The organism is Erwinia sp. 1181_3 (assembly GCF_052824965.1).
Genome location: NZ_VTDE01000005.1, coordinates 1 through 15,983, shown reverse-complemented (window position 1 = coordinate 15,983; position 15,983 = coordinate 1). Strand labels below are relative to the sequence as shown.

General features: G+C 53.4%; 18 protein-coding genes. 15 read left to right on the top strand and 3 right to left on the bottom strand.

Annotated features, from left to right (window positions below; translation table 11 throughout):
* Positions 1–49: 49 nt before the first annotated feature.
* Positions 50–775, bottom strand: a complete 726-nt coding sequence (locus FY046_RS14580; protein ID WP_259152977.1) for an NUDIX hydrolase — start codon at positions 773–775, stop codon at positions 50–52.
* 213 nt (positions 776–988) lie between these two features.
* Between FY046_RS14580 and prs the strand changes: the two genes are divergently transcribed.
* Both prs and FY046_RS14570 read left to right on the top strand, forming a co-directional pair.
* Positions 989–1,864: a ribose-phosphate diphosphokinase gene (prs, locus tag FY046_RS14575; protein WP_133846689.1), complete on the top strand. Its 876-nt coding sequence runs from the start codon at positions 989–991 to the stop codon at positions 1,862–1,864.
* Positions 1,854–3,341, top strand: coding sequence for a nicotinate phosphoribosyltransferase (locus tag FY046_RS14570; protein ID WP_446186207.1), 1,488 nt, complete (start codon positions 1,854–1,856; stop codon positions 3,339–3,341). The genes prs and FY046_RS14570 overlap by 11 nt, the downstream gene beginning before the upstream one ends.
* Before the next feature lie 287 nt (positions 3,342–3,628).
* Here the strand turns inward: FY046_RS14570 and FY046_RS14565 are convergent, their stop codons facing one another.
* Positions 3,629–5,530: an ABC transporter ATP-binding protein gene (locus FY046_RS14565; RefSeq protein WP_446186206.1), complete on the bottom strand. Its 1,902-nt coding sequence runs from the start codon at positions 5,528–5,530 to the stop codon at positions 3,629–3,631.
* Between the two features lie 126 nt (positions 5,531–5,656).
* On the opposite strand from FY046_RS14565, the gene kefG reads away from it, so the two are divergent.
* The 4 genes from kefG to slyD all read left to right on the top strand — a co-directional run bounded on the left by kefG (position 5,657) and on the right by slyD (position 8,959).
* Positions 5,657–6,208, top strand: a complete 552-nt coding sequence (kefG, locus tag FY046_RS14560) for a glutathione-regulated potassium-efflux system ancillary protein KefG (protein WP_133846707.1) — start codon at positions 5,657–5,659, stop codon at positions 6,206–6,208.
* Positions 6,209–8,014 (top strand): glutathione-regulated potassium-efflux system protein KefB, encoded by a 1,806-nt coding sequence (gene kefB / locus FY046_RS14555; protein ID WP_133846692.1) that lies wholly within the window; start codon positions 6,209–6,211, stop codon positions 8,012–8,014.
* A 63-nt stretch (positions 8,015–8,077) separates the two neighbouring features.
* Positions 8,078–8,272: a YheV family putative zinc ribbon protein gene (locus tag FY046_RS14550; RefSeq protein WP_133846693.1), complete on the top strand. Its 195-nt coding sequence runs from the start codon at positions 8,078–8,080 to the stop codon at positions 8,270–8,272.
* A 138-nt stretch (positions 8,273–8,410) separates the two neighbouring features.
* On the top strand, positions 8,411–8,959 hold the full coding sequence (gene slyD / locus FY046_RS14545; protein ID WP_133846694.1) for a peptidylprolyl isomerase: 549 nt from the start codon (positions 8,411–8,413) through the stop codon (positions 8,957–8,959).
* 237 nt (positions 8,960–9,196) lie between these two features.
* On the opposite strand, the gene FY046_RS14540 is transcribed toward slyD, so the two are convergent.
* Positions 9,197–9,415, bottom strand: a complete 219-nt coding sequence (locus tag FY046_RS14540; RefSeq protein ID WP_133846695.1) for a SlyX family protein — start codon at positions 9,413–9,415, stop codon at positions 9,197–9,199.
* 291 nt (positions 9,416–9,706) lie between these two features.
* Between FY046_RS14540 and fkpA the strand changes: the two genes are divergently transcribed.
* The 9 genes from fkpA to FY046_RS14495 all read left to right on the top strand — a co-directional run.
* On the top strand, positions 9,707–10,537 hold the full coding sequence (fkpA, locus tag FY046_RS14535; protein WP_159337879.1) for an FKBP-type peptidyl-prolyl cis-trans isomerase: 831 nt from the start codon (positions 9,707–9,709) through the stop codon (positions 10,535–10,537).
* A gap of 201 nt (positions 10,538–10,738) precedes the next feature.
* The gene (locus tag FY046_RS14530) at positions 10,739–11,461 is read left to right on the top strand and encodes a helix-turn-helix transcriptional regulator (RefSeq protein WP_133846697.1); all 723 of its coding nucleotides are present in this window, start codon (positions 10,739–10,741) and stop codon (positions 11,459–11,461) included.
* The gene (gene tusD / locus FY046_RS14525) at positions 11,461–11,847 is read left to right on the top strand and encodes a sulfurtransferase complex subunit TusD (RefSeq protein WP_133846698.1); all 387 of its coding nucleotides are present in this window, start codon (positions 11,461–11,463) and stop codon (positions 11,845–11,847) included. Before FY046_RS14530 ends, tusD begins: the two co-directional genes overlap by 1 nt.
* The gene (tusC, locus tag FY046_RS14520; protein WP_227535600.1) at positions 11,847–12,206 is read left to right on the top strand and encodes a sulfurtransferase complex subunit TusC; all 360 of its coding nucleotides are present in this window, start codon (positions 11,847–11,849) and stop codon (positions 12,204–12,206) included. The genes tusD and tusC overlap by 1 nt, the downstream gene beginning before the upstream one ends.
* A gap of 8 nt (positions 12,207–12,214) precedes the next feature.
* On the top strand, positions 12,215–12,502 hold the full coding sequence (tusB, locus tag FY046_RS14515) for a sulfurtransferase complex subunit TusB (protein WP_446186205.1): 288 nt from the start codon (positions 12,215–12,217) through the stop codon (positions 12,500–12,502).
* A 125-nt stretch (positions 12,503–12,627) separates the two neighbouring features.
* Positions 12,628–13,002 carry a 30S ribosomal protein S12 gene (rpsL, locus tag FY046_RS14510; protein ID WP_003852912.1) on the top strand — a complete coding sequence of 125 codons (375 nt, stop codon included), beginning with the start codon at positions 12,628–12,630 and terminating at the stop codon, positions 13,000–13,002.
* Positions 13,003–13,098: 96 nt separating this feature from the next.
* On the top strand, positions 13,099–13,569 hold the full coding sequence (rpsG, locus tag FY046_RS14505) for a 30S ribosomal protein S7 (protein WP_004160604.1): 471 nt from the start codon (positions 13,099–13,101) through the stop codon (positions 13,567–13,569).
* Positions 13,570–13,662: 93 nt separating this feature from the next.
* Positions 13,663–15,777, top strand: a complete 2,115-nt coding sequence (fusA, locus tag FY046_RS14500; protein WP_133846701.1) for an elongation factor G — start codon at positions 13,663–13,665, stop codon at positions 15,775–15,777.
* A gap of 68 nt (positions 15,778–15,845) precedes the next feature.
* Positions 15,846–15,983, top strand: a 138-nt coding sequence (locus FY046_RS14495) for a GTP-binding protein (RefSeq protein WP_417659485.1), incomplete at its 3' end; no start/stop codon positions are given.

The window sequence follows — 15,983 nt, the reverse complement described above, 5'->3', positions numbered from 1 at the left end:
AGGCGCGAGGAGACGCAGCAACACAGTCGCAGCCCGGTACAAGGCTGTTTTAATTGTCGATCATCAGGTTGCGGGAGAAGGTATGAACATCCGCACCCGGCTTAAGGCGATACAGTTTGGCCTTTCGCGCGCCCGTCGCCACGCTTTCCCCGGTTTCCTCAAACATCGCTGAGGCCTCAAAACGACGGATCAGGCTTTTACGCTGCACCGGGCGGTCGAGGATCGTTTCGGTTACGTCCTGCAACTGTGTGAGGGTAAAGGCGGCAGGCAGGCAGTAGACGGGCAGCAGGGAGTAGAGCGTTTTTTGCCGCAGCCGTTGCAGGGCTTCGGCAATAATCAGCTGGTGGTCAAAGGCGATATCGCTGCGCTGTGCCAGCCCGGCCAGCGGTTGCCACTGCACATCGCTCACGTCCTCACTTTCTGCGCGGCAATTTTCCGCGGCGATCAGCGCATACCAGGCAGTGGTCAGGCTCCAGCCGCGGGGATCTCGATCTGGCCCTGACCAGGTTGCCAGCTGTTCAAGCCACGGAGGATTGACCGTGGTTTTCTCACGCAGTTTACGCAGCGCCGTGGCACGCGTGGATTCATCCTGTTGCATATCAATAAACCCTCCCGGTAGCCCCCACCATCCCCGTTGCGGATGATTAGCACGTTCTACCAGTAACACGCACAGCTGTTCCTGCCATAGGGTAAACAGCACGCTGTCGACGGTGACAAGCGGTGCGGCATAGCGTGAGGCATCGTACTGCGCCAGATACTCTTCTTCTGATGACATCATAGGGTTCCTGCAGGAAGTGTCGCTGGGACACACTACCAGCCCCGGCGTAATGATTCAATCATGCCGCTTTTTTGATGAGATTTATTTGATTTAAAATCATGGTGTTAACCAGTTTTTCTCTCCGCGAGTTATTTTTTACTTGTCAATTAGTGTCTCTTAGACAATTATATAAATGTCCTTGAGACATTAATTGGTAAATAGGAGTCTGCGATGATGAAACTGCAATTAACACTCGATGGTCAGGAGGCCGCGCTGGAAAGCGGCCGCTTTCCTGACGGTGCGGTCTGGGGACGTGTGCTGTCGTCGCTTGATCCGCAGGCCACCATTCTGACGCTGCGTGCCAGTGCGATGCAGACTCTGGATGACCTGATGCTGGTCGCGCAGGTACTGGATGCGGTACGCCAGCGCTGCCTGCTGCGCCAGACGACTCTTGAGCTGCCGTGGCTGCCCTATGCCCGCCAGGACCGCACCATGCGTGACGGTGACAGTTTTGCGTTGAAAGTGTTTGCCGGTTTTCTTAATCAACTGCGCTTTGACCGCGTAGTGGTGCTTGATCCGCATAGCGATGTGGCCGCAGGCGTTGTTGACCGTCTGGTGGCGATCCCACAGCATCGCGCTCTGATCCACAGCCCTACGCTGCGCGCTGAACTGGCGCAAGGCATGATGCTGGTTGCGCCCGATGCAGGTGCGTTGAAGAAGGTGCATGCGCTGGCGCAGCAGGTCAACGCCACGGAATACGGCATTCTGGGCAAACACCGTGATATTGCCAGCGGTGCACTGAGCAGATTTGAGCTGTTGAAAGGCGATGTGATGAACCGGGACGTGCTGATTGCTGACGACCTCTGCGATGCCGGAGGCACTTTTATCGGTTCAGCTGCGGTGTTGCGTGCTGCCGGGGCGCGTTCGGTCAGCCTGTATGTCACGCACGGCCTGTTCAGCAAAGGAGTGGATCACCTGCTGAGCCAGGGGATCGACCGCATCTGGACCACCACATCACTGGCGGGACATGAACTGGCGCAGGAACGTGTAGAACTGATTGATATCGACACCATTTACCGCAGTGAAGGAGCATCCCATGCAAATTAATCCGATTATGGCTATCGACGGCTACAAAACCACACATCGCGAACAGTACCCCGCGGGAACGAACCGCGTGTACTCCAACTTTACCCCGCGTGGAAATCGTTATTTCCACTCACCGCTGGCGGATGATGCGCTGGTGTTTTTCGGCCTGCAGGGTTTTTTACAGTGGTTTATGGTCGATTTGTTTAACGACAAATTCTTTGCCCAGCCGGAAGAGCAGGTGGTGGGCCAGTATCAGCAACTGATGGACAGCTACCTGGGAAAAAATAGCGTCAGCGTGGAGCATATCCGCGCACTGCATCGCCTGGGCTATTTGCCGCTGGCGATCAAAAGCCTGGATGAAGGCAGCAAAGTGTCAATGAAAATTCCGGTGCTGACCATCACCAATACCGTGGATGAGTTTTTCTGGCTGGTTAACTACCTTGAGAGCGTGATGTCGGCAGAGCTGTGGAAGTCTTCCACCAATGCTACCGTGGCGCACCACTATCGCCAGATTTGTCAGCAGTGGGCGGAACGGACCTGTGACGATATGACACATGTCGATTTTCAGTGTCATGACTTCTCGTTCCGCGGCATGTCAGGCCTGCATGATGCTGCACAATCGGGGGTGGGCCACCTGCTGAGTTTTACCGGTACTGACAGTCTGCCTTCTATTCTCTATGCGCAGCAGTATTACCGCCCGGCAGAAGGGACGTTTATTGCCGGGAGTATTCCTGCCACCGAGCACAGCGTGATGTGCATGGGTGAGGAGCAGGGTGAGATCGCCACCTTCCGTCGTCTGCTGACGGAGCTTTATCCTGCCGGGTTTGTTTCGGTGGTGTCCGATACCTGGGATTACTGGAAAGTACTGACCGAATACAGCCGCGAGCTCAAACCCGAGATCATGGCGCGTGAAGGCCGTCTGGTGTTCCGCCCTGACAGCGGTGACCCGGTGGAGATACTGTGCGGCAGCGGCGACGATGCCGACCGCGATCCGGCACGCAGTGCACAACAGAAAGGCTCCGTCGAAGTGCTGTGGGAGATCTTCGGCGGCACGATCAATGCGAAGGGCTACAAGGTGCTGGACCCGCATGTTGGCCTGATTTACGGCGACTCGATTACGCTTGAGCGTGCCAATCTGATCCTGAGCCGTCTGGAGGCCAAAGGTTTTGCCAGCAGCAATGTGGTGTTCGGCGTCGGGTCTTATACTTATCAGTACAACACGCGTGACACCTTTGGTTTCGCGATGAAAGCGACCTATGGCGAAGTGAACGGTGAGGGGCGTGAGATCTTCAAACAGCCGAAAACGGACAACGGCATGAAAAACTCTGCGCGGGGCCTGTTACGGGTGGAAAAAGATGATGAAGGGAAATATCGTTTGCTGGACGGTCAGAGCTGGCAGCAGGAGCAGGGTGGGGAGCTGAAAATCCGTTTCCTGGATGGAAAGCTGCATAACGTTGAAGATCTGACCGCGCTTCGCCAGCGTCTGGCGGCGCAGTAACGAGATGCGGGTCGGGCATGCCCGACCCCTACGAATGTGTTATCCCGATAAATCAGTGTCGTAGTGGCGCGGTATGCCGCGTCGGGTTGTGTCCCAGAGTGCGTTATCCCGATAAATCAGTGTCGTAGTGGCGCGGTATGCCGCGTCGGGTTGTGTCCCAGAGTGCGTTATCCCGTTAAATCAGTGTCGTAGTGGCGCGGTATGCCGCGTCGGGTTGTGTCCCAGAGTGCGTTATCCCGATAAATCAGTGTCGTAGGGGCGTGGCATGCCGCGCCCGGACTGCTGCATCAGGCGTTCATGATCGACTCTAATTCTTCCTGCGCTTCCAGCCATTCCATTTCGCACTCTTCCAATGCTGATTTCGCCGTTGCCTGCTGTTGCAGTGCAGCGGTCAGATCGGCTTTGCGGCTCTGATCGTAAATGGCGCTTTCAGACAGTTTACTCTCCGCGTCAGCCAGCTGGGCGTTGTGCTTTTCCATCTGCTTCTCCAGTTTCTCAATCTGCTTACGCAGTGGCTGAGTCTGGGTGCGCAGTTCGGCATCGCGGCGTTTCTGGTCTTTACGGGCCTGAGCGCTGTTGGCGCTGTCGGCTTTCGGGGCGGCCTCTGCGCTGGTCTGACGTTGGAGGTCACTCAACCACTGCTGATAATCTTCCAGGTCTCCTTCAAAGGCTTCGACTTTGCCATCGTGCACCAGGTAGAGATCGTCGGTGGTGGAGCGCAGCAGATGGCGGTCATGCGACACAACAACCAGAGCGCCTTCGAAATCGATCAGTGCCTCGGTCAGTGCCTGACGCATATCGAGGTCAAGATGGTTTGTCGGTTCATCCAGCAGCAGCAGGTTGGGACGTTGCCAGACCACTAAGGCCAGGACCAGGCGCGCTTTCTCGCCACCGGAGAAACGGCGTGTTTCTTCCGTGACTTTATCGCCCTGGAAACCAAAGCCGCCAAGATAGTCGCGCAGCTGTTGTTCCAGCACTTTCGGTGCCAGGCGCACCAGGTGCTGAATGGGGGACTCATCGGCGCGCAAAAACTCTAGCTGATGCTGGGCGAAGTAGCCAAGCTTAATGCCTTTCGACAGCCCGATATCCCCTTCCAGCGGGGCCAGTTCACCGGCCAACAGCTTAATCAGCGTTGATTTACCTGCGCCGTTACGCCCCAGCAGACCAATACGTGAGCCGGGTACCAGGTTGAGTTTGATCGAGTTAAGGATTTTTCTGTCGCCATAACCCGCGCTGACTTTTTCCATTTTCAACAGGGGATTCGGCAGGCTTTCAGGCTCGCGGAAGCTGAAGGTAAACGGGTTATCAACGTGAGCCGGGGCGATAAGCTCCATACGTTCCAGCATTTTGATGCGGCTCTGTGCCTGTTTCGCCTTGCTGGCTTTCGCTTTAAACCGATCGATAAAGCTTTGCAGGTGCGCCACTTTTTGCTGCTGATGTTCGAACATCGACTGCTGTTGTGAAAGCTTGGTCGCACGCTGAATTTCGAACGAGCTGTAGTTGCCGGTGTACTCGAAGATGAACTGCTGCTCTATGTGCAGGATCTTGTCGACCACCGGGTCAAGGAAGTCCCGATCGTGCGAAATCAGGATCAGCGTACCACTGTAGCTTTTCAGCCAGCGTTCCAGCCAGATCACGGCATCAAGATCAAGGTGGTTGGTCGGTTCATCCAGCAGCAGCAGGTCTGAGCGGCAGATTAGTGCCTGCGCAAGGTTAAGGCGCATACGCCAGCCGCCAGAGAAATCACTCACCGGTCGCTGTAATTGTTCCTGGCTGAAACCGAGGCCGTCCAGCAGACTGGCGGCGCGTGACTGAATGGTCCAGGCCTGAACCGCATCCAGCTTGCCATGCAGCGTGGCGATGGCATGGCCGTCGTTAATTTCATTTGCATGGGCTAATTCAGATTCAAGCTGACGAAATTCGCGGTCACCATCAATAACATACTCAATGGCCGGAACGTCCAGCGCTGGCGTTTCCTGATTGACCCACGCCAGCGACCAGTTACCCGGGTAACTGAAGCTACCGGCATCGGCGCTTATCTCGTTTTTCAGCAGGGCCAGCAGCGTCGATTTGCCACAGCCGTTTTTGCCGACCAGGCCGACTTTCTGACCGGGGTTGATCGTGGCTGTTGCGTTGTCCAGCAGTACGCGGACACCGCGACGAATTTGTAACGAGGAGAATACAATCATAAGCGCCGTAAGTTCAGAGTATGTTAAATTACACCATCATAATCAGTTTTGCGGAATCAAGTAGTTCCGTTGCGTCGAGCATGGTAGCGGAAATATCCCGCCATGACGACGATTTGGAGGGGAATGATGTCGCAGCTGCCTAAAGTCCTGCTGTTGTACGCCCATCCGGAGTCTCAGGATTCGATTGCTAATCGCGTTTTGTTGCAGCCGGCGCGTCATTTTGAGCATGTGACGGTGCATGACCTGTACGCACACTATCCGGATTTTTTTATTGATATTCACCGTGAGCAGCAACTGCTGCGTGAACACGATATCATCGTTTTTCAACATCCTCTTTACACCTACAGTTGCCCTGCGTTGCTGAAAGAGTGGCTGGACCGCGTGCTGTCACGTGGCTTTGCCAGTGGGGTGGGCGGTAATGTGCTGGAAGGCAAATACTGGCGCAGCGTGATCACTACTGGAGAACCGGAAGCGGCTTACCATCAGGAAGGGCTGAACCGTTATCCGATGTCGGACATTATGCGTCCTTTCGAGTTGACCGCACAGATGTGCAATATGCACTGGATGACGCCTATGATCATTTACTGGGCGCGTCGCCAGTCCGCTGATGTCATGCAAAATTATGCCCGTGCCTATGGCGACTGGTTGTCCAACCCGTTGCCACACGGAGGAGTGTAGATGGAAGGTCAAAGTCTTCTGACCGCAGGCGTGGTGTATCTGTTTGCGGCGGTGATTGCAGTGCCTATCGCCGCTCGCCTGGGGATTGGCGCGGTGCTGGGGTATTTGCTGGCGGGGATCGCTATCGGGCCCTGGGGATTGGGTTTCATCAGCGACGTCGATGAGATCCTGCACTTCTCCGAGCTGGGCGTGGTGTTCCTGATGTTTATCATCGGGCTGGAGTTGAAACCCTCCAAACTATGGGAGCTTCGGCGTTCGATATTTGGTGTCGGTGCTGCTCAGGTGATCCTCAGTGCGCTGGTGCTGGGCGGGCTGCTGTGGCTGACCGATTTCTCCTGGCAGGCGGCGACCATTGGCGGGATCGGCCTGGCGATGTCCTCAACGGCAATGGCGTTACAGCTCATGCGCGATAAAGCGATGAACCGCAATGAGTCAGGCCAGCTCGGTTTTTCCGTGTTGCTGTTCCAGGACCTTGCCGTAATCCCGGCGCTGGCGCTGGTACCGCTGCTGGCAGGCGGCGACAGTGGTCATACCGACTGGATGAAGGTCGGCATGAAAGTACTGGCGTTTGGCGGAATGCTGGTCGGCGGACGCTATCTGCTGCGGCCCATTTTCCGTTTTATTGCGGCCTCCGGTGTGCGCGAAGTCTTCACTGCGGCGGCATTGCTACTGGTGCTTGGGTCGGCGCTGTTTATGGATGCGCTCGGTCTGTCGATGGCGTTGGGCACCTTTATTGCCGGTATCCTGCTGGCGGAGAGTGAGTATCGCCACGAGCTGGAAATTGCCATCGATCCCTTTAAAGGACTGCTGCTCGGATTGTTCTTTATTTCGGTAGGCATGGCGTTAAACCTCGGTGTGCTCTATACCCATATTGTTGAGATTCTGATAGGCGTTGTGACCCTGGTGGCGGTGAAAACGGCGGTGCTCTATCTGCTGTCACGCATCTATGGCCTGCGCAGCTCTGAGCGGTTGCAGTTTGCCGGGGTGCTCAGCCAGGGCGGGGAATTTGCTTTTGTGTTGTTCTCTGCGGCAGCGTCAGCAAAGCTGTTCAGTGGCGATCAGATGCCATTGCTGCTGGTCACGGTTACGTTGTCGATGATGACCACACCGCTGTTGATGCAGGGCGTGGATAAAATTCTTGAACGTCGCTTTAATGAAGTGGATGACAGCCAGGAAAAACCCTTTGTTGAAGATGATAAGCCTCAGGTAATTGTGGTGGGCTTTGGTCGCTTCGGTCAGGTTGTGGCGCGTTTGTTGATGGCCAATGAAAAGCGCATTACGGTACTGGAACGTGATATCAGTGCAGTCAGCCTGATGCGTAAATATGGTTACAAAGTGTATTACGGTGATGCCACCGAGCTGGAGTTATTACGTGCCGCGGGAGCAGAAACGGCGCAGTCTATCGTGATAACCTGCAACGGCCCGGAAGATGCGATGGAGATCGTTCATCTGTGTCAGCATCATTTCCCGCACTTGCAGATCCTGGCGCGTGCACGTGGCCGTGTTGAAGCACATGAACTGTTGCAGGCGGGGGTGACGCAGTTCTCCCGTGAAACGTTCAGCAGTGCGCTGGAACTGGGGCGTAAGACTCTGATGACGCTTGGTATGCATCCGCATCAGGCGTTCCGTGCCCAGCAACATTTCCGCCGTCTGGATATGAGAATGTTGCGTGAGCTGATGCCAAATCATACCGACAGCCAGCAGATTTCAAGAGTGAAAGAGGCCAGACGCGAGCTGGAAGATATCTTCCAGGCTGAGATGCAGCATGAGAAGCGGCAATATGATGGCTGGGATGAGGCGGATTAATTTTTGGCTATCGTAATCGAACGCTCATCGCCGATAACGCCAAATTTCATATGGAATAATACTATGCGTAAACGTTTTATCGCTGGTGCGACTTGTCCAAAGTGCCAGGCAAAAGACACCCTCGCCCTGTGGCGGGAAAATAATATTGATGTGGTGGAGTGCGTAAAGTGCGGCCATCAGATGCGTGAAGCGGATAAACAGGCTCGTGAGCAGGTGCGCGAAAATGAGCAAGTTATCGGTATTTTCCACCCGGAGTAACGCGCTGATTCAGCTTTTTTTACGTTGTTCCTTACAGCCGCATTGAAATTCGATACAATCGTCGCCACTTAGAGCCACTAAGGCTGACAATGGCAGTCAATGAATCAGGGCTCAAGCTCTCAACGGTTAGGAGTAATCATGAAAGTAGCAAAAGACCTCGTGGTCAGCCTGGCATACCAGGTGCGTACAGAAGACGGTGTGTTGGTTGATGAATCCCCGGTGAGTGCACCGCTGGACTACCTGCACGGTCATGGTTCTCTGATCTCCGGGCTGGAAAAAGCACTGGAAGATCATGTGGTCGGCGATAAGTTTGATGTGAATATCGAGTCAAACGATGCGTACGGTGCCTACGATGACAATCTGGTACAACGCGTCCCAAAAGACGTATTTATGGGTGTTGATGAACTGCAGGTTGGCATGCGCTTCCTGGCAGAAACCGACCAGGGTCCAGTGCCGGTAGAAATTACCGAAGTGGAAGACGAGCACGTAGTGGTTGATGGTAACCACATGCTGGCAGGTCAGAACCTGAACTTTAACGTTGAAGTTATCGCTATTCGCGAAGCAACGGAAGAAGAGCTGGCCCACGGCCACGTTCACGGCGAAGACGGCCATCACCACGACCACGACCATGATCACGACCATGGTCAGGGCGGTTGCGGGACTGGCGGTTGCGGCTGCAGCCACTAATATTCCGTCGTCTTTCGTGCTGTAGCTGCGTTGGCTATTGCACGACATACTGAGGAATATCAGCGATAAAAGGTCACCTTCGGGTGGCCTTTTTGCTTTGCCTGGGGGGATTGGGGCGGGCATGCCCGCCCCCTACGAAGCACCCATGCCGAGCCTTGCGAAGAATCAACATAGGGGCGAGGCATACCTGGCCTTCCGAAGAACCATCGTAGTGCTGAGGCACGCCTCGACCCGGTGTCAATAGTGAGGGGGTGGGGTTTCTTCGGAGGGATCCGCCAGCATCGATGGCGCGGCGGCTTTGAGCTTGTCGGTCAGCAGGCGCATCAATTCACGCAGTCGGGCCATTTCCAGCTCGTGTTGCACCACCGTCAGGTTAAGTTCCTCAATGGTGTGCTCCTGGAACGCCAGCTTACTCTCCATTATCTCCAGCCGTTGCTCCAGCAGTGATTGTTGCATTCTGTTTCCTCTTGTTACTACCGGCCCGTCTTCCAGGCTCGCGAATTGTCCGATTCTAACGGTAAAATGCAGGCAGAAGTAAGAGTATTGGCTTAAATTGGCCACCAGAGGTTGAAAAGGCGCGAACGAATCACCATTCCTTGTGTTGAAACTTTCGGATAATCACGCGGTCGGAAGTTAACTTCGAGTTTTTATGGCGAGATTGTTTTGTGATCCCGCCCCCGGTTATATTACAGACCGCAGGTCTGCAAACGATTTCCGAGGTGAGATGCTTCGGTTTTGGAGAAATGGATGAAATCACTGTTTAAAGTCACAATGTTAGCTACCACTATGGCTGTTGCACTGAATGCTCCTCTGGTTATGGCTGCTGATGCTGTTCCGGTTAAGCCAACTGCGCAGCAGCAGGCACCAAAAAATGCCGCATTCAAAAATGACGACCAGCAGTCAGCTTATGCACTGGGCGCGTCTTTGGGTCGCTACATGGAGAACTCCCTGAAGGAGCAGGAAAAACTGGGCATCGCACTGGATAAAGACCAGCTTATCGCGGGTGTACAGGATGCGTTTGCCGGTAAGAGCAAGCTCTCTGACCAGGAAATTGAACAAACACTGCAATCTTTCGAAGGTCGTGTGAAAGGTGCAGCGCAGGCGAAGATGGAAAAAGACGCAAAAGAGAACACCACGAAAGGTGATGCTTATGCGGCGAAATTCGCGAAAGAAAAAGGCGTGAAGAAAACCGAAACCGGTCTTCTCTACCAGGTAGAGAAAGAAGGGACGGGTGATGCGCCAAAAGACAGCGACACGGTTGTTGTGAATTACAAAGGTACGCTGATTGATGGTACTGAGTTCGACAACTCTTACACTCGTGGTGAGCCACTGTCATTCCGTCTGGATGGTGTTATCCCGGGTTGGACCGAAGGTCTGAAGCACGTTAAAAAAGGTGGCAAGATCAAGCTGGTGATCCCACCGAATCTGGCTTACGGCAAAAATGGCGTTCCAGGCATCCCGGCTAACTCCACCCTGGTCTTCGATGTTGAACTGCTCGACATCAAGCCAGCAGCGAAAGCGGATGATAATGCAGAGCAGGCAGCTCCTGCCGCCGCTGATGCGAAAGCCAAGAAATAAGTTGATAATCGCCACCTTCGGGTGGCGTTTTTTTTTGCTTTACCCCCTGTTTCCACTCCTTCTTTGCGCCAGGTTGTATTTAACGACAAAGGGCGGGACACGCCTTTCCCATATTTGCTAGACTAACCCGCGCGCAATTAATAAGAATGAGTCTGCCCCTGGCGCCGTGTGACAGGCTCTTGTCAAAGGGTGGTGTCGTTCATGTCTAATTCACTTTTCTCCGGTGATGTTGCGGATTCGGAGCTGCTGGAGCAGCACCCCTTTACGCCCGGTGATTTCGAAATTTTAAAATCTTACGAGTCCGTCGTTGATGGCCTCGCGATGCTGATTGGCTCGCACTGTGAGATCGTTCTGCACTCGCTGGAGGATCTAAAATGTTCTGCGGTGCGCATTGCTAACGGTGAACATACCGGGCGTAAAATTGGCTCTCCGATTACCGATCTTGCCCTGCGTATGCTGCACGATATGACCGGGGCGGACAGTAACGTTTCCAAAGCCTATTTTACTCGGGCGAAAAGCGGTGTGCTGATGAAGTCGGTGACGATTGCCATCCGCAATCGCCAACAGCGTGTGATTGGTCTGCTGTGCATCAACATGAACCTTGATGTGCCTTTCTCACAGATCATGGCGACGTTTATGCCGCCGGAAACCCAGGAAGTTGCCTCCTCAGTGAACTTTGCCTCTTCGGTGGAAGATCTGGTGATGCAGACGCTGGAGTTTACGATTGAAGAAGTTAGTGCCGACCGTAATGTGTCGAACAATGCCAAAAATCGCCAGATTGTTCTCAATATGTATGAGAAGGGTATCTTTGATATCAAAGATGCCATCAATCAGGTGGCGGATCGTCTCAATATCTCCAAGCACACTGTCTATCTCTACATCCGTCAGTTTAAAAATGGCGATTTCCACGGGCAGGATAAGTAATGCGTTTCTCCCTGCTGGTCACCGGGCCAGCCTATGGCACGCAGCAGGCAAGCAGTGCCTGGCTGTTTGCTAATGCCCTGTTGGAACAGGGGCATACGCTTGACAGTGTTTTCTTCTATCGTGAAGGGGTCCTGAATGCCAGCGTGCTCAATGCCCCCGCCAGCGATGAGTTCGACCTCACCCGTCATTGGCAATCATTGCAGCAGAAACAGGGCGTGACGCTGAATATCTGCGTGGCTGCTGCCCTGCGCCGTGGCATTACCGACCAGCAGGAAGCCAGCAATCTGGGGCTACCTGTCGCCAATCTGGCAGACGGGTTTCAGCTTTCGGGGTTAGGGGCGCTGGCTGAAGCCGCACTGACCTGTGATCGTCTGGTGCAGTTCTGATGGCACGCGTTGCATTTGTATTCACTCAGGGACCGCATGGCTCCAGTGCCGGCCGTGAAGGGCTGGATGCGGTTCTCGCCACGTCAGCGCTTAGCGATGAAATTGCACTTTTTTTTGTCAGCGATGGTGTGCTGCAACTCACTCAAGGCCAGCAGCCGCAGCAGATTTTGGCGCGCGACTACATCGCGACATTTGGTGTGCTGCCGCTGTATGACGTTGATCGTTGTTATCTGTGCGCAGCAGCACTGGCAGAACGCGGTATGGCTTCTGATGCTGTGCGGGTGCTGCCGGCTGAAGTCCTGGCCCCGGATGCCCTTCGTACCATGCTGAATGATTATGACCGGGTCATGACCTTCTAGAGGAAACCATGCTGCATACCTTGATGACCTCGCCTTTCCACTGTGACCTGCCGGCCATGCTACGCTTGCTGGCAGAGGGTGATGATGTTCTGCTGCTGCAGGATGGGGTTATCGCTGCCCTTGAGGGCAGTTCCGCCCTTGAAGCGCTGCTGAATGCCCCCATCTCTGTGTACGTTCTGCAGGAAGATCTTGATGCCCGCGGCCTGGTCGCTCAAATTTCGACCAGGATAACAACAGTAAGCTATACTGGTTTTGTTACGCTGGCGGTCAGGCATTCGCAACAAATGACCTGGTAAGTGCGGTAATCCTGGTTATTTCTTGACTCTTTTTCAGACCAGCTCTAAAATTCTGCGGCCTCGTGATTCCGCGAGGCGATTTATTACGTGTTTACGAAGCAAAGCTAAATCCCAGGAGCTATTTAATGGCAACAGTTAACCAGCTGGTTCGCAAACCACGCGTACGCAAAGTTGCAAAGAGCAACGTGCCTGCGCTGGAAGCCTGCCCGCAGAAACGTGGTGTATGTACTCGTGTATACACTACTACCCCTAAAAAACCGAACTCCGCACTGCGTAAAGTATGTCGTGTTCGTTTGACCAACGGTTTTGAAGTTACCTCCTACATCGGCGGTGAAGGTCATAACCTGCAGGAACACTCCGTGATCCTGATCCGTGGCGGTCGTGTAAAAGACTTGCCAGGTGTGCGTTACCACACCGTTCGTGGCGCGCTGGACTGCTCAGGTGTTAAAGACCGTAAGCAGGCTCGCTCCAAGTACGGCGTGAAGAAGCCAAAGGCTTAATGGTTCTCCGTTAAGTAAGGCCAAACGTTTTATCTTAAATGTCATAATAAACTCGTAGAGTTTTGGACAATCCTGAATTAACAACGGAGTATTTCCATGCCACGTCGTCGCGTCATTGGTCAGCGTAAAATCCTGCCAGATCCTAAGTTCGGATCAGAATTGCTGGCCAAATTTGTCAATATCCTGATGGTAGATGGTAAAAAATCTACTGCTGAAACTATCGTTTATAACGCGCTGGAGACCCTGGCTCAGCGTTCTGGTAAAAACGAGCTGGAAGCATTCGAAGTAGCCTTGGACAATGTCCGCCCAACCGTGGAAGTTAAATCCCGTCGCGTTGGTGGTTCTACTTATCAGGTACCAGTTGAAGTCCGTCCGGTTCGTCGTAATGCTCTGGCAATGCGTTGGATCGTTGAAGCTGCTCGTAAACGCGGTGATAAATCAATGGCTCTGCGCCTGGCGAACGAACTTTCTGATGCTGCAGAAAACAAAGGCACTGCAGTGAAGAAACGTGAAGACGTTCACCGTATGGCCGAAGCCAACAAGGCGTTCGCTCACTACCGCTGGTAACAGCACTGTAGTTGTTATAAACCCAGCGGGCGTCCCAGTGACTCACCTGCTGGGCTTTTTTAACTTAGAACGTCTAAGAATCAGAGGAATCAAATGGCTCGTAAAACACCCATTGAGCGTTACCGTAACATTGGTATCAGCGCACACATCGACGCCGGTAAGACGACCACTACCGAACGTGTTCTGTTCTACACCGGTGTAAACCACAAAATCGGTGAAGTACATGACGGCGCAGCCACCATGGACTGGATGGAGCAGGAACAGGAACGTGGTATTACCATCACTTCCGCTGCGACCACCTGTTTCTGGTCTGGTATGGCTAAGCAGTTTGAGCCGCACCACGTAAACATCATCGACACCCCGGGACACGTTGACTTCACTATCGAAGTTGAGCGTTCTATGCGTGTGCTTGATGGCGCAGTAATGGTTTACTGTGCAGTTGGTGGCGTTCAGCCACAGTCTGAGACCGTATGGCGTCAGGCTAACAAATATAAAGTTCCACGCATTGCGTTCGTTAACAAAATGGACCGCATGGGTGCTAACTTCCTGAAAGTTGTTGAGCAGATGAAAGCGCGTCTGGGTGCAAACCCGGTGCCATTGCAGCTGGCCATCGGCGCAGAAGAGAAATTCACCGGTGTTGTTGACCTGGTGAAAATGAAAGCGATCAACTGGAACGATGCCGATCAGGGCGTTACCTTCGTTTACGAAGAGATTCCAGCTGATATGCAGGAACTGGCTGAAGAATGGCGTGCGAAGCTTGTTGAAGCTGCAGCTGAAGGTTCTGATGAGCTGATGGAGAAATTCTTTGGTGGCGAAGAGCTGACCGAAGAAGAGATCAAAACTTCTCTGCGTAAGCGCGTACTGAACAGCGAAATCATTCTGGTCACCTGTGGTTCTGCATTTAAGAACAAAGGTGTTCAGGCGATGCTGGATGCGGTTGTTGAATACCTGCCAGCACCGACTGACGTTACCGCTATTAACGGTATGTTAGACGACGGTAAAGACACTCCGGCTGTTCGTCACTCAGACGACAAAGAACCGTTTGCTGCTCTGGCGTTCAAAATCGCTACCGACCCATTCGTGGGTAACCTGACCTTCTTCCGCGTCTACTCTGGCGTTGTGAACTCAGGCGATACCGTGTTCAACCCGGTTAAATCTGCTCGTGAGCGTCTGGGCCGTATCGTACAGATGCACGCCAACAAGCGTGAAGAGATTAAAGAAGTTCGCGCAGGCGACATCGCTGCAGCTATCGGTCTGAAAGACGTGACCACTGGTGACACCCTGTGTGACCCGGACAACGTGATCATTCTGGAGCGCATGGAGTTCCCTGAGCCAGTAATCTCGATCGCTGTTGAACCAAAAACCAAAGCTGACCAGGAAAAAATGGGTCTGGCTCTGGGTCGTCTGGCGAAAGAGGATCCATCATTCCGCGTATGGACTGATGAAGAAACTAACCAGACCATCATCGCTGGTATGGGTGAGCTGCACCTCGACATCATCGTTGACCGCATGAAGCGTGAATTCAACGTTGAAGCGAACGTGGGTAAACCTCAGGTTGCTTACCGTGAAGCAATTCGCGCGAAAGTTACCGATATCGAAGGTAAACACGCCAAGCAGTCTGGTGGTCGTGGTCAGTACGGTCATGTTGTTATCGACATGTACCCACTGGAGCCGGGCGTTAACCCTAAAGGTTACGAGTTCGTCAACGATATCAAAGGCGGCGTGATTCCTGGTGAATACATCCCTGCTGTTGATAAAGGTATCCAGGAGCAGCTGAAATCAGGCCCGCTGGCTGGTTATCCGGTTGTTGATCTGGGTGTTCGTCTGCACTTTGGTTCATACCATGACGTTGACTCCTCAGAACTGGCGTTTAAACTGGCAGCTTCTATCGCGTTCAAAGACGGCTTTAAGAAAGCGAAGCCGGTACTGCTTGAACCAATCATGAAGGTTGAAGTTGAATCTCCAGAAGAGAACACCGGTGATGTTATCGGTGACTTGAGCAGACGTCGTGGCCAGCTGAAAGGTCAGGAATCAAACGCTACTGGCGTTCAGATTCATGCTGAAGTTCCGCTGTCTGAAATGTTTGGTTACGCGACCCAGTTGCGTTCTCTGACTAAAGGCCGTGCTTCGTACTCCATGGAGTTCCTGAAGTATGATGATGCGCCGAACAACGTCGCTCAGGCCGTAATTGAAGCTCGTAGCAAATAAGCTACAGTTTAAATATTGATCCTATGCTCTCACCAAAGGGTGAGAGCATTAAAGTAAGGAATATCGTCGTGGCTAAAGAGAAATTTGAACGTTCCAAACCGCACGTCAACGTAGGTACTATCGGCCACGTTGACCACGGTAAAACTACCCTGACTGCAGCTATCACCACCGTTCTGGCTAAAACCTACGGCGGTTCTGCTCGTGCA

Coding starts and splice junctions, on each gene's coding strand:
- FY046_RS14580 (WP_259152977.1), bottom strand. CDS start 775: ATGTCATCAGAAGAAGAGTATCTGGCGCAGTACGATGCCTCACGCTAT.
- prs (WP_133846689.1), top strand. CDS start 989: ATGATGAAACTGCAATTAACACTCGATGGTCAGGAGGCCGCGCTGGAA.
- FY046_RS14570 (WP_446186207.1), top strand. CDS start 1,854: ATGCAAATTAATCCGATTATGGCTATCGACGGCTACAAAACCACACAT.
- FY046_RS14565 (WP_446186206.1), bottom strand. CDS start 5,530: ATGATTGTATTCTCCTCGTTACAAATTCGTCGCGGTGTCCGCGTACTG.
- kefG (WP_133846707.1), top strand. CDS start 5,657: ATGTCGCAGCTGCCTAAAGTCCTGCTGTTGTACGCCCATCCGGAGTCT.
- kefB (WP_133846692.1), top strand. CDS start 6,209: ATGGAAGGTCAAAGTCTTCTGACCGCAGGCGTGGTGTATCTGTTTGCG.
- FY046_RS14550 (WP_133846693.1), top strand. CDS start 8,078: ATGCGTAAACGTTTTATCGCTGGTGCGACTTGTCCAAAGTGCCAGGCA.
- slyD (WP_133846694.1), top strand. CDS start 8,411: ATGAAAGTAGCAAAAGACCTCGTGGTCAGCCTGGCATACCAGGTGCGT.
- FY046_RS14540 (WP_133846695.1), bottom strand. CDS start 9,415: ATGCAACAATCACTGCTGGAGCAACGGCTGGAGATAATGGAGAGTAAG.
- fkpA (WP_159337879.1), top strand. CDS start 9,707: ATGAAATCACTGTTTAAAGTCACAATGTTAGCTACCACTATGGCTGTT.
- FY046_RS14530 (WP_133846697.1), top strand. CDS start 10,739: ATGTCTAATTCACTTTTCTCCGGTGATGTTGCGGATTCGGAGCTGCTG.
- tusD (WP_133846698.1), top strand. CDS start 11,461: ATGCGTTTCTCCCTGCTGGTCACCGGGCCAGCCTATGGCACGCAGCAG.
- tusC (WP_227535600.1), top strand. CDS start 11,847: ATGGCACGCGTTGCATTTGTATTCACTCAGGGACCGCATGGCTCCAGT.
- tusB (WP_446186205.1), top strand. CDS start 12,215: ATGCTGCATACCTTGATGACCTCGCCTTTCCACTGTGACCTGCCGGCC.
- rpsL (WP_003852912.1), top strand. CDS start 12,628: ATGGCAACAGTTAACCAGCTGGTTCGCAAACCACGCGTACGCAAAGTT.
- rpsG (WP_004160604.1), top strand. CDS start 13,099: ATGCCACGTCGTCGCGTCATTGGTCAGCGTAAAATCCTGCCAGATCCT.
- fusA (WP_133846701.1), top strand. CDS start 13,663: ATGGCTCGTAAAACACCCATTGAGCGTTACCGTAACATTGGTATCAGC.